Origin of the sequence: Mesorhizobium sp. WSM4906 (assembly GCF_029674625.1) — a bacterium.
In the GTDB taxonomy this organism is placed as follows: domain Bacteria; phylum Pseudomonadota; class Alphaproteobacteria; order Rhizobiales; family Rhizobiaceae; genus Mesorhizobium.
Window position 1 is genome coordinate 2185033 of sequence record NZ_CP121355.1, and the last position, 12389, is coordinate 2197421.

The following is a 12389-nucleotide window of genomic DNA, read 5'->3' on the forward strand; positions in this document are numbered from 1 at the left end:
GACGAAGCATGTACCGTTACGACGAGTTCGACCAAGATTTCGTTCGCGCCAGGGTCGCCGAGTTCAGCGACCAGGTGCAGCGCCGGCTTGCCGGCGAGATCACCGAGGAGCAATTCCGGCCGCTCAGGCTGATGAACGGCGTCTATCTGCAGCTGCATGCCTATATGCTGCGCATCGCCGTGCCTTACGGCACGCTGAACAGCCGGCAATTGCGCATGCTCGGCCACATAGCCCGCAAATACGACAAGGGCTACGGCCATTTCACCACACGGCAGAACATCCAGTTCAACTGGCCGGCGCTGTCCGACGTTCCGGCGATCCTCGCCGATCTGGCGAGCGTCGAGATGCATGCCATCCAGACCAGCGGCAACTGCATCCGCAACGTTACCGCGGACCACTTCGCAGGTGCCGCCGCCGACGAGGTCGCCGACCCGCGTCCTTATGCGGAAATCCTGCGCCAATGGTCTTCGGTGCATCCGGAGTTCTCGTATCTGCCGCGCAAGTTCAAGATCGCGGTGACCGGCGCCGAGCGCGATCGCGCCGCCATTCAGACGCATGACATCGGCCTGCACCTGAAGAAGAACGCGGCCGGTGAGCTTGGCTTTGCCGTCTATGTCGGCGGCGGCCAGGGTCGCACGCCGATGGTGGCCAAGAAGATCCGCGACTTCCTGCCGGAAGCCGAGCTGTTGTCCTACTGCACGGCGATCCTGCGCGTGTACAACCTCTATGGCCGCCGTGACAACAAGTTCAAGGCGCGCATCAAGATCCTGGTCCACGAGACCGGCGTCGAGGAGATCACCCGCCAGGTCGAGGCCGAATGGCAGGAACTCAAGGACGACGAGCTGAAGCTGCCGGATGCCGATATCCAGGCTATCAACGCCTATTTCGCGCCGCCGGCATTGCCGGACCGGCCGGAAGGCGACGCGCAGGTAAAGCAGGCGCGGCTCGATTCCAAGAGTTTCTCGGAATGGCTCGACCAGAATGTCGTGACACATCGCCACCCCGACTATGCGGCGGTGACGATCTCGCTCAAGGGTATCGGCGAGGTTCCCGGCGACGCCAGCGATAGCCAGATGGAAGCCGTTGCCGACATCGCCGAGAAATATGCCTTCGACGAGCTGCGCGTCAGCCACGAGCAGAACCTCATCCTGCCGCATGTGGCGCGCGCCGACCTCAAGGCGGTCTATGACGCGCTGGTCGAGATCGGCCTGGCGACGGCCAATTCCAACCTCATCAGCGACATCATCTCCTGCCCCGGCCTCGATTATTGCTCGCTGGCCACGGCGCGTTCCATTCCGGTGGCGCAGGAGATTTCTCGCCGCTTCGCCTCGCTGGAGCGGCAGCGCGAGATCGGCGAATTGAAGCTGAAGATCTCCGGCTGCATCAATGCCTGCGGCCACCATCATGTCGGCCACATCGGCATTCTCGGCGTCGAGAAGAAGGGCACCGAGCTCTACCAGGTGACGCTCGGCGGCTCGGCCGACGAGAACACGTCGGTCGGCGAGATCATCGGCCGCGGCTTCTCATCGGAAGAGATCACCGATGCCATCGAGCAGATCGTCGAAACCTATGTCGGCCTTCGGCTCAGTCCCGACGAACGTTTTATCGACGCCTACCGCCGTGTCGGTCCCGCGCCGTTCAAGGAGGCGCTCTATGCTGGCGAAACCAAGGCCGCTTGACCGGACGGGCGGCGTCGAGGCCGGCGTCGCCGCGGAAGCGGCAGGGCTCGACGCGCTGCTTGGCCATCTGAAGCCGATCGAGATCATCGAACGCTCGGCGCGTGAATTCTTCCGCGGCGAGGTCGCCGCCGTGTCGTCCTTTGGTGCGGATTCAGCGGTGCTCCTGCATATGATCGCCAAGATCGACCGCTCGCTGCCGGTGATCTTCCTCGACACCGGCAAGCATTTCGAGGAAACGCTGGGCTATCGCGACGCGCTGGTTGCCGATTTCGGCCTGACCGATGTCAGGGTGATCAAACCGGACGAGGCGGGGCTCGAGCGCGTCGATCCGACCGGCAGGCTGCATGAGACCGATACCGACTCCTGCTGCAACGTGCGCAAGGTCGAGCCGTTGGCGCGCGGCGTCGAGCCGTTCCGCGCCTGGTTCACCGGACGCAAGCGCTTCCAGGCTTCGACGCGCGCGGCGCTGCCGGTCTTCGAGGCGGTCGGCTCGCGCATCCGCATCAATCCGCTCGCGCATTGGACGACGTCGGACCAGGCCGACTATATGCGCGCGCATGCGCTGCGCGAAAATCCGCTGGTCGCCTATGGCTATCTCTCGATCGGCTGCTTCCCCTGCACGCAGCCGGTGCAGCCTGGCGAGGACGCGCGCAGCGGCCGCTGGGCAGGGCACGCCAAGACCGAATGCGGCATTCATCTCTCCGGACTGGAGAAGTCGCTGACCGACGCATCGCTTTAGGGTATGTTGATATTCAGGTGAGGCCGGCCTGCAGCAGGTTTCCTGCGCTTCCGGCCTCCGCCGGCCGAAGCACTGATGAGTGGCGTGGCCGTTGAATTTAGGCTACGGCCGACGTAGGCCGGTGCTCACGTACATGAAGTAAGCTCCGCTCCGGTTCTCGGAAGCCACCGCTCTCGGCTCGGCCTGACCTGACTCTCGACATATCCTTCGATTTTTTTGGACTTGGGAATTTTGATGACTGAACCGACCAAACCGGAAACCCGCCTCTGGACCCCGAAGGGCTTTCGCGAGGACGACTGGACCCACGCCGAAAGCGCCGAGACGCTTGCCGGCAATGGCCGCTTCATCCTGCCGCTGCAGGCTTTCCTGGCGCTCGATGACGAGACCCGCAAGTCGGCCAAGGAGCGCATCGGCGTGCTGTTGCTGCCCGGCGACGAACTCGACAAGATCGTCGGCCTGCTCGACCAGCTGTCGCTGGTGGCGCTGGCCTTTCCGGCCTTCAACGACGGCCGCTCCTTCTCCAAGGGCGAGCTGCTGCGCAGCCGCCACAATTTCAAGGGCGCGGTCCGCGCCACGGGCCAGGTGCTGGTCGATCAGCTGCCGCATATGCTGCGGCTCGGCTTCGACGAGTTCGAGGTTTCCAATCCGGTGCTCTTGAAGCGTCTGGAGGAAGGACGCACCGGCGGCCTGCCGGTCTATTATCAGCCGGCGGTGGAGCCGGAGGCCAAGGGGCCGAAATATTCCTGGCGGCGCAAGCGCCCAGGCTGACGCAACGGCATCTTTACAAGGTCTTCGCGCGAGTCTTCTCTCTAGGAACGGACGGAAATATCCGCCGGGGAGGGAACCATGCGTTACGACTATGTGATCGCCGGCGGCGGCTCCGCCGGTTGCACGCTTGCGGCAAGGCTTTCCGAGGATCCATCGAAGACGGTCTGCCTGCTCGAAGCGGGAGGCGACGGCAAGGATCTGCTGATCCGCGCACCGGCAGGCATCATCGCGCTGCTGCCGGGGCGGCCGAGGATCAATAATTGGGACTTCCAGACGGTGCCGCAGGAAGGCCTCAACGGCCGCAGGGGCTATCAGCCGCGCGGCAAGGCCCTGGGCGGCTGCAGCGCCATCAACGCCATGCTCTACACGCGGGGCAACCGTCGCGACTATGACGAATGGGCCGACCTCGGCTGCGACGGCTGGTCGTGGGACGAGGTGCTGCCTTATTTCCGGCGCGCCGAGGGCAACCAACGTGGCTCGGATCCGCTGCATGGCGGCGATGGGCCGCTGAGGGTGGCGGAGCAGCAGGAGCCGCGCCCTATTTCCAGGGCCTTTGTCGAGGCTTGCGGTGAAAACCAGATCAGGCGCAACGACGACTTCAACGGCCCGGACCAGGAAGGGGCAGGGCTCTATCAGGTGACGCAGTTTTGGGGCGAGCGCCGCAATGGCGAACGCTGCTCGGCGGCCGCCGCCTATCTGCATCCGGCGACCGGCCGGCGCAATCTCACCGTCGTCACCGGCGCGCATGCGACGGGCGTGGTGCTCGACGGCAAGCGCGCCAGGGGCGTTCGCTATCGCATCGGCAAGGACGAAGCCGTGGCGGAAGCCAAGCGCGAAGTCATCCTTTGCGGCGGGGCGTTCGGCTCGCCGCAACTGCTTATGCTTTCCGGCATCGGTCCGGCGGTCGAGCTCGCGGCGCACGGCATTCCGCTCGTCCACGAGCTGCCCGGCGTCGGTCGGAACCTGCAGGACCATCTCGATTTCATCCTGGCCTGGAAATCGCGGGAGACGGATCTGATGGGCATCGGCCTGCGCGGCATGCCGGGCTTGATCAGGCACATGCTGCGCTGGCGCAAGGATGGCACCGGCATGATCGCCACGCCCTATGCCGAAGCCGGCGCCTTCCTCAAATCCGATCCGGCGATCGAGCGTCCCGATCTGCAATTGCATTTCTGCATCGCCATCGTCGACGACCACGGCCGCAAGCTGCATATGGGCTACGGCTTTTCCTGCCATGTCTGCGTGCTGAGACCCTATTCGCGCGGCGCGGTAGGGTTATCGAGCACCGACCCGCTGGCGCCACCGCGCATCGACCCGCGCTTCCTGGAGGACGAGCGGGACGCCGACCTTCTGCTCAAAGGCGTGCGGATGATGCGCGCCATATTGGAGGCGCCGGCGCTGGCGAAATATCGCGCCAAGGAAATCTACACCGCCGGCGCTTCCGGCGATGCCGAGCTGATGGCGCATATCAGGGCGCGCGCCGACACGATCTACCACCCAGTCGGCACCTGCAAGATGGGCATCGACGACATGGCCGTCGTCGACCCGAAGCTCAAGGTTCGCGGGCTGGAGGGGCTGCGCGTGGTCGATGCCTCGGTGATGCCGACCTTGATCGGCGGCAACACCAATGCGCCGACGATCATGATCGCCGAGAAGGCCGCGGACATGATCCGGGCAGCAGCCTGAGCCTTGCGTGCTTGGTCGGACCAGGTTGCTTGATTCCGCCTCGGCTGAGCCGGTCCTGCCGGCTTGCTATCGGGATCGAGTCGATCTGGTCAGACCACTTATGCGATTTGCACTTCCCCTTCGGCCATATTGCCCTTAGGATAGGGTTATTATTTCGCGGTCCGAAATAAATAGTCGGCAAAGGAGGAAACGGCATGGCAGGCAAGAAGATATTGATGCTCGTTGGCGAGTTCAGCGAGGAATACGAGATTTTCGTCTTTGAACAGGCCATGCATGCAGTCGGCCACACCGTCCATGTCGTCTGCCCGGACAAGAAGGCCGGCGACGTGCTTAAGACCTCGCTGCACGACTTCGAGGGCCACCAGACCTATACCGAAAAGCTCGGCCACGACTACATCCTCAACAAGACCTTCGCCGAGGTGAATCCCGCGGACTACGATGCGGTCTACGCGGCGGGTGGGCGCGGGCCGGAATATATCCGCATCGACAAGCGCGTGCAGGCGCTGGTCAAGCACTTCCACGAGACAGGCAAGCCGATCTTCACCATCTGCCACGGCGTTCAGATCCTGATCGCGGTCGACGGCGTGGTGCGCGGCAAGGAAGTCGCCGCGCTGCAGTACTGTGAGCCGGAAGTGACCCTTGCCGGCGGCATCTATATCGACGTGCCGCCGACCGGCGCACATGTCGACGGTAATCTCGTGTCGGGCAAGGGATGGCCGGGGCTTGCCGCCTTCATGCGGGAGTGCCTGAAGGTGCTCGGCACCGAGATACGTCATGGCGAAGCGCTGATGCGCGACGAGCGCCAGGCAGCGTAGCCCTTCGGCGCCCTACGCCGTGGAACTTCACGAAGGGCGGCATGCGGCTGGAGCGTTTCACCGTTTCACGGAAACGGCGAACCGCTCTATCCCTTTGTCTTGACGCAACTCCGGACGGAAGACCGTTTTCCTGGAATTGCCCTAGAGCAGTTCATCGTTTCACGGAAACGCTGAACTGCTCTAACTATTTGTTTTTACGCGATTCCGGACGGAAAACCGCTGCGCACTTTTCCTGGAATTGCCCTAGTGACGCCGTGCGCCGCCCGCCTTATCCGCCTCCGCCCCTTCCAAGCGGTCGAGCAGGTCCGTAAGCCGCTTTGGCATCTCTTTTTCCAGGCGAAACACCGGCAGCGTGCGCAGTAAGCGCTTCGTCGCTTCCGTGCCGACTTGCCGCCTGATGTCGTTGGCGAGCTTGGCGCGCCTGTCGCCGTTGTTGCCCTTCATGGTCCCAAAATCCTGTGTCGGCTTCGAAACTCCTCCAGCCCGGCAATGGTTCCCGTACCTGCCCCCGACGGCAAGCGAAGACGCCCGGTACGGTAAAGTTTGAATTAATTTCGAACGGCCCGAGGAGGGTGGCAGCCGGTGCTTGCCCCTTGATTTTTGGCCCTTAAACCTCGATATCGGGCGCAAATCCAAACCAATCCGAATGACGGGAAACGGCGATGAGCGACCAGGCAAAAGACGAACGCGCGCCCGAGGAAATCGAAGCCAACCAGACTTCCGGCGCCAAGGCTTCCGGCGAACGTGCGGAAGGGGGCGTCGACGGCGACTATGAGGCGCTTGTGCGGCTGCTGAAGGAAAACGAGGAACTGAAGGACCGCGCGCTGCGCGCCGCGGCCGAAATGGAGAATCTGCGGCGGCGCACCGCGCGCGACGTGCATGACGCGCGCACTTACGCGGTCGCCAATTTCGCGCGCGACATGCTGTCGGTGTCGGACAATCTGCGCCGCGCGCTCGAAGCCATCCCGGCCGAGGCAAAGGCCGGCGGCGATGCCGGTTTCAAGGCGCTGATCGAGGGCGTCGACCTCACCGAGCGCGCCATGCTGGCAGCACTCGAGCGGCACGGCGTGAAGAAGCTCGCGCCGGAAGGCGAGAAGTTCGACCCGAATTTCCATCAGGCGATGTTCGAGGTGCCCAATGCCGACGTTGCGGCTGGCACCGTCGTCCAGGTGGTGCAGCCGGGCTATTCGATCGGCGACCGCGTGTTGCGGCCGGCGATGGTCGGCGTCGCCAAGGGCGGTCCGAAGGCGGCCGCCGAGGCGAAGGTCGAGCCGGGCCCGGTGAACGAGCAGGCCGAGAAGGATGCGTGATTAGGGGAGTAGGGGAGTAGGGCAGTAAGGGAGTAGGAATGGCGGCCGTACATTTGATGCGGCTTATGCTATTTATAGTCCCTACTCACCTACTCCCTTACTGCCCTACTCCCTTACCCTCATGAATCCCATCGAGCTGCTCGACCATGCCGGCGTCGCGGTCTTCGCGGCGACGGGCGCGCTTGCCGCGTCGCGAAAGGAACTCGACATCATCGGTTTCCTGTTCCTGGCGAGCGTCACCGGCATCGGCGGCGGGACGCTGCGCGACGTCATCCTCAACCTGCCGGTGTTCTGGGTCGCCAATAGCGGTTATGTGCTGATCTGCGCCGTTGTCGCCGTGCTTGTCTTCTTCAGCGCCCACCGCGTCGAATCCCGCTACAAGCTGCTGCTCTGGCTCGATGCGATCGGGCTTGCCGCCTTCGCGGTGATGGGCGCGGCCAAGGGGCTGGCGATCACCGGCTCGCCGGTCGTGTCTGTCATCACCGGGGTGCTCACCGCGACCTCCGGCGGCATATTGCGAGACCTGCTTGCCGGCGAGCCTTCCGTGCTGCTGAGGCCCGAAATCTACGTCACGGCGGCGCTTGCCGGCGCGGCGCTCTTCACGCTTTGCGATCTTGTCGGCATGCCGGCCTTGCCATCCAGCCTGCTCGGCTTCGCGGCCGCTTTCCTGGTGCGCGGCGGTGCGCTCAAATTCGGCTGGTCGTTTCCTGCGTACAAAAGCCGGCCCGGCCGGAGGCCGGAAGATATTCCGTGAAGGAGCGAGTAGCGAATAGGAAGTAGCGAATAGGGGTTGAACGGAACAGATCCCGCCACTTTTCTTCTATTCGCTATTCGCTATTCGCTATTCGCTATTCGCTATTCGCTATTCGCTATGCCGCGAAGCGCTGGCCTTCACCGCCGTAGTAGTTGACATAGCGGGCGCCGATTTCCTTGACCGGCATGACGACGAAAACGTCGACCGTCGAAAACTCGTGGTCGATGACGCAGCCGTCGCCGATGCGGGCGCCGACGCGCAGGTAACCTTTGACCAGCGGCGGCATGGCGGCGATCGCGGCCTTGGCGTTGACAGCCTCGATCGGCATCAGGTCCATCGAGCAGTAGCGGCCGGCCACCGCCCGGACGTCCCAGGCCTGATCGGTGCGGCAGTGGTGGGCGAGATAGGTGAGCGCCTCGGCATGCGCCGCCGGCACTATGCCATGGAAGGACGCGCAACCGGTCATCACGCCGATGCCGTAGTGATTGATATAGGCCCAGATGCCTTGCCAGAGCGCCTCGATGGTCCGCTTGGAACGGTATTCCGGCAGCACGCAGGAGCGGCCGAGCTCGAGGAAGCGCTGGCCCGGATGCCGCGCCACCAGCTTGGTCAGTTCGAACTCGCCTTCGGAATAGAAGCCGCCCGCGGCCGTGGCGATCTCCTGCCGCAGCAGGCGGTAGGTGCCGACGATGCGGCGATGCTCGGGACCGGGAAGCGCGGTGTCGAAAACCAGGAGATGGTCGCAGAGCGGGTCGAAACGGTCGGCATCGCGCCGGTCCTGCGCCTGGAACAGATCCTTTCTCGCGCCAAGCTCGTCATAAAATACCCGGTAGCGCACTTCCTGGGCGGCGGCGATCTCGGCCTCGTTGCGGGCGAGCCGCACTTCAAGGTTGCCGATCCGGCCCAGCGGCGCGCCGCTTGCGACAGCATCGACAGTACGCGCGGCGAGCAAGGCGCCGCTGGCGTTCGGCCGAGTGTCGCATTCAGGCATGACTGTATGCACGAGTGATTCTCCTTCGAGCCATCCCTCTTGGCACGGGGATACGGTGTAGGTGCAACAGGATTGTGACAGTACCGTGATACGGCGAGCCCGGCAATACTTCGTCGGCTGGGCAATACCCTCAACCGGCTATCTTAATGCCGTCAAAGCCAAGCAATCCAAGGCGTTCGAGAAAGTCTAAAAAAATCGTTACGCAGCAGCCTGACCCTCGACGGCCTGGACGAGCGCATCGGGGTCGAGAGGCTTGGTGACGAAGCCGCTGGCGCCGTGGGCCAGAACCGTATGGCGCGTCTTTTCCTGGCTGTCGGCGGAAAGAACCATGATCGGGACCGGCGGCACGGCAAGCGCCTCCTCATGGCGGCGGATGGCGGCGATCGCATCCAGCCCGTCCATCACCGGCATGTGCAGGTCCATCAGGACCACGTCGAAGCGATGCTTGAAGCCTGCGTCGGTGACGGCTTCGACCGCGGCCTTGCCGTTGCCGACGATCTTGACGCGGTGCCCGGCTTTCAGCAGCGTGGCGCGGGCAAGCATGGCGTTGATGTCATTGTCCTCGGCGATCAGCACGGACAGACCCTGGTCACGGCGGCGAACGGACGCGGCGCCGCGTGGTTCCGGCCGCGGCTCGGCAGGTGCCGACACATGGCTGGTCAACAGCACACGCAGCAGCGTTTCGCCGCGCACCGGGCGGGCGAGAAACGTCGCGTAGCCGTTGGCGCGGAATTCGCCAAGCATGCCGCGATCGGTCGGAGCGATCAGGGTGATTGCTTCGCAATCGTCAAAGCCGCTCTCGCGCAGGCGCTTGAGCAGACGACCGTCGCTGTTTTCAAGCGCGGCATCGATCAGAAGCACGTTGCAGCCGGCCGCGTATTGGGCGGCCTGACTGGGCGTCGCTGCGATCTCGACGGCGCCGCCGTGAGCGCGGATGGCGCGGGCGATGGCATCGGCCTCGACCGCGTTCTTCGACACGATCACCGCGCGCCGGTCCGAGAGGATGTTCTGGCGATGCGGCGGCGGCTCGGTTGCCGCGGTGGCCGGGATGTCGAAGACGAATTCGGATCCTTCGCCGAGCCGGCTCGAAACCGAGATCGTGCCGCCCATGGCGATCACCAGGCGCTTCGAGATGGCGAGGCCGAGACCCGCGCCGCCATGCACCCTGGTCGAGGTGCCGTCGGATTGTTCGAATTCCTCGAAGATGCGCTCCATGTCCTCTTCGCGCAGACCGGGACCCGTGTCGGCGATGGTGAAGCAGATGCGATCGGTGGTCTCGGTGCGGGCCCGCGCGACGGTGAGCAGCACGCCGCCAGCATCGGTGAACTTGACGGCGTTGCCGATCAGGTTGAGCAGCACCTGGCGCACCCGGCCCGGGTCGGCGGTGATCATCTGCGGCACGTCGGGCTCGACATAGCAGCCGAGCCCGATGTTCTTGGAGAAGGCCTTCGCCGCCAGGAGCTCGATGATGTTGTCGGCGATCTCGCGCAGCGAGGTCGGCTGAGGCTCGGGGTCGAAGCGGCCGGCCTCGATCTTGGAATAGTCGAGCAGGTCCTCGATCAGGGCCAGCAGCGCGCTCGCCGATGTGGAGACGGCGCCGACATAGGTGCGCTGCTCGGGCGAGAGGTCGGTGTCGGCAAGCAGCTTCGCCATTCCCATGATGCCATTCATCGGCGTGCGGATCTCGTGGCTCACCGTGGCGAGGAAGCGCGACTTGGCCTGGCTTGCATATTCGGCCCGCTCGCGGGCGGTGATCAGCGAGGATTCAGCGCGCTTGCGGGCGGTGATGTCGCGGGCGATCGCCCGGTGCGACACCGCGCCCGTATCCTTGTCGCGCACCGAGAGCTCGATCCAGGAGAACCAGCGCGGCCCGTTCGGCGTACGGATGGCGACATCGGTGGAGCTCAGGCATTCATGGTCCGAGAAGGCGGCATCGGGCACCACGCCGACGTCTATGCCGAGTTCGGAAAGCGTCTTGCCGGCGAGGTCGCGCTGGTCGGTGCCGACGAGCGAGGCGAATACCTTGTTGGCGTAAACGATGTGACCGTCGCGATTGCGATGGACGACGAGATCGCCGAGCGCATCGATCAGGCCGCGAAAACGCTCCTCGCTCTCCTGCATCTCCCACATGCGATCGGCGAGCGTCTCGATCTCGGCGCGGCTGCGGGCGGCGGTCTCATCGAGAAGTGCTGCGGCGCGATGCTCGGTGCGCCGGTTGCGCAGATGCATGGCGAGGCCGCCGAGGCCCGTCGCCAGGAGGCCGATGGTGATGAAGGCCGGTGCGCCGGTGAGATGCGCCAGCCCGGCCAACACGGCGATGGCGACGATCGTCAGGAACGGCAGGCCTTCACGGTTGTCCGCCGGCAATGTCGGGACCAGCGGCGGCGCGGCAAGCAGCTGCCGCTTCGGCGCGCCGAGGTCCAACCCGTCATCGCCTGCGGCCTTGCTGCCCTTCCTGATGCCGGAGTCCGCGAACATGCGGAAACCTTGCCAGACAGAGATTATGGAAGATTGCGGCGGATCGTTCGAATTTTAGGTTTCAGCGCGGATTCCCGCGGGTTTTGCCTTGTTTTAGGGCAATTCCGGACGGAAAACCGCCGGACACTTCCTGGAATTGCATTACATATCCACGACCACGCGGCCCCTGATCTTGCCGTCGACGATGTCGCGCGCGGCGCCGATGATGCCGTCGAAGCCGATCGACCGCGACAAGGTCGACAGCTTCTTCAAGTCGAGATCGGTGCCGATGCGGCGCCACGCCTCGAGGCGGACCGGTTTCGGCGCCATGACGGAATCGATACCGAGCAGCGAGACCCCGCGCAGGATGAAGGGCGCGACGCTCGTGGGCAGGTCCATGCCGCCGGCCAGGCCGCAAGCTGCGATCGCGCCGCCATAGGACGTCATCGACAGCACGTTGGCCAGCGTGTGGGTGCCGACGGAGTCGATCCCACCGGCCCAACGTTCCTTGGCAAGCGGCTTGGCCGGCTGGCTGAGTTCCTCGCGCGAGATCACCTCGGCAGCGCCGAGGTCGATCAGATAAGGGCTTTCGGCATTACGCCCGGTGGAGGCGATGACATGGTAGCCGAGGGTGGAGAGGATCGAGACGGCGACCGAGCCGACGCCGCCGGCGGCGCCCGTCACCACCGCCGGCCCACGATCCGGAACGATGCCGTGCCGCTCCAGCGCCATGACGGCGAGCATCGCCGTGTAGCCGGCGGTGCCGACGGCCATAGCATCATGTGGGCTCATGCCTTCGGGAAGCGGCACCAGCCAGTCGCCATTGACGCGAGCGCGCCCGGCATAGGCGCCGTAATGCGTCTCGCCGACGCCCCAGCCGTTGAGGATCACCTTGTCTCCCTTGCGCCAGTCGGCATGGGAAGAGGAGATGACGGTACCGGCGAAATCGATGCCGGGCACCAGCGGCCAGCGGCGCACAACCGGCGCCTTGCCGGTGATGGCCAGTCCATCCTTGTAATTCACCGTCGTCGCCTCGACGGCGACGGTGACATCGCCTTCCATCAGCTCGGCTTCGGTAAGTTCGACGACCTCGACCGATTGCTTCTTCTCGGCATCGCGCGAAACGAGGATGGCTTTGAAGGTATCGGACACTTTTGTCTCCTCGGTTCTGGCGATTTGTTCATGCGGCT

11 protein-coding genes are annotated in these 12389 nt (G+C 64.5%); 7 read left to right on the forward strand and 4 right to left on the reverse strand.

From position 1 onward, the window contains the following. The first annotated feature begins 8 nt into the window (after positions 1 to 8). From QAZ22_RS10370 to QAZ22_RS10390, 5 genes are all read left to right on the forward strand, one after another. A complete protein-coding gene (locus tag QAZ22_RS10370) occupies positions 9 to 1679 on the forward strand; it encodes a nitrite/sulfite reductase (RefSeq protein ID WP_278206665.1) in 1671 nt (556 codons plus the stop codon). Next, positions 1654 to 2418 (forward strand): phosphoadenylyl-sulfate reductase, encoded by a 765-nt coding sequence (locus QAZ22_RS10375; RefSeq protein ID WP_278206666.1) that lies wholly within the window; start codon positions 1654 to 1656, stop codon positions 2416 to 2418. The genes QAZ22_RS10370 and QAZ22_RS10375 overlap by 26 nt, the downstream gene beginning before the upstream one ends. Positions 2419 to 2652: 234 nt before the next feature. Then, a complete protein-coding gene (locus QAZ22_RS10380) occupies positions 2653 to 3186 on the forward strand; it encodes a DUF934 domain-containing protein (RefSeq protein ID WP_278206667.1) in 534 nt (177 codons plus the stop codon). A 78-nt stretch (positions 3187 to 3264) separates the two neighbouring features. Beyond that, a complete protein-coding gene (locus QAZ22_RS10385; protein ID WP_278206668.1) occupies positions 3265 to 4872 on the forward strand; it encodes a GMC family oxidoreductase N-terminal domain-containing protein in 1608 nt (535 codons plus the stop codon). A gap of 194 nt (positions 4873 to 5066) precedes the next feature. Continuing rightward, positions 5067 to 5687 (forward strand): DJ-1/PfpI family protein, encoded by a 621-nt coding sequence (locus QAZ22_RS10390; RefSeq protein ID WP_278206669.1) that lies wholly within the window; start codon positions 5067 to 5069, stop codon positions 5685 to 5687. A gap of 243 nt (positions 5688 to 5930) precedes the next feature. Here QAZ22_RS10390 and QAZ22_RS10395 read toward each other — a convergent pair whose 3' ends face one another. Beyond that, the gene (locus QAZ22_RS10395; protein ID WP_278206670.1) at positions 5931 to 6131 is read right to left on the reverse strand and encodes a hypothetical protein; all 201 of its coding nucleotides are present in this window, start codon (positions 6129 to 6131) and stop codon (positions 5931 to 5933) included. A 218-nt stretch (positions 6132 to 6349) separates the two neighbouring features. On the opposite strand from QAZ22_RS10395, the gene grpE reads away from it, so the two are divergent. Together grpE and QAZ22_RS10405 are read left to right on the forward strand one after the other, a co-directional pair. Beyond that, complete coding sequence (gene grpE, locus QAZ22_RS10400) at positions 6350 to 6997, forward strand: nucleotide exchange factor GrpE (RefSeq protein WP_278206671.1); 648 nt, start codon at positions 6350 to 6352, stop codon at positions 6995 to 6997. A gap of 121 nt (positions 6998 to 7118) precedes the next feature. Beyond that, positions 7119 to 7751: a trimeric intracellular cation channel family protein gene (locus tag QAZ22_RS10405; RefSeq protein WP_278206672.1), complete on the forward strand. Its 633-nt coding sequence runs from the start codon at positions 7119 to 7121 to the stop codon at positions 7749 to 7751. Between the two features lie 115 nt (positions 7752 to 7866). Here QAZ22_RS10405 and QAZ22_RS10410 read toward each other — a convergent pair whose 3' ends face one another. The 3 genes from QAZ22_RS10410 to QAZ22_RS10420 all read right to left on the reverse strand — a co-directional run bounded on the left by QAZ22_RS10410 (position 7867) and on the right by QAZ22_RS10420 (position 12351). Continuing rightward, a complete protein-coding gene (locus QAZ22_RS10410) occupies positions 7867 to 8754 on the reverse strand; it encodes a GNAT family N-acetyltransferase (protein ID WP_278073846.1) in 888 nt (295 codons plus the stop codon). A gap of 186 nt (positions 8755 to 8940) precedes the next feature. Continuing rightward, positions 8941 to 11220 carry a PAS domain-containing sensor histidine kinase gene (locus QAZ22_RS10415; RefSeq protein ID WP_278206673.1) on the reverse strand — a complete coding sequence of 760 codons (2280 nt, stop codon included), beginning with the start codon at positions 11218 to 11220 and terminating at the stop codon, positions 8941 to 8943. 141 nt (positions 11221 to 11361) lie between these two features. Continuing rightward, a complete protein-coding gene (locus QAZ22_RS10420) occupies positions 11362 to 12351 on the reverse strand; it encodes an MDR family oxidoreductase (protein WP_278206675.1) in 990 nt (329 codons plus the stop codon). Positions 12352 to 12389: the final 38 nt, after the last annotated feature.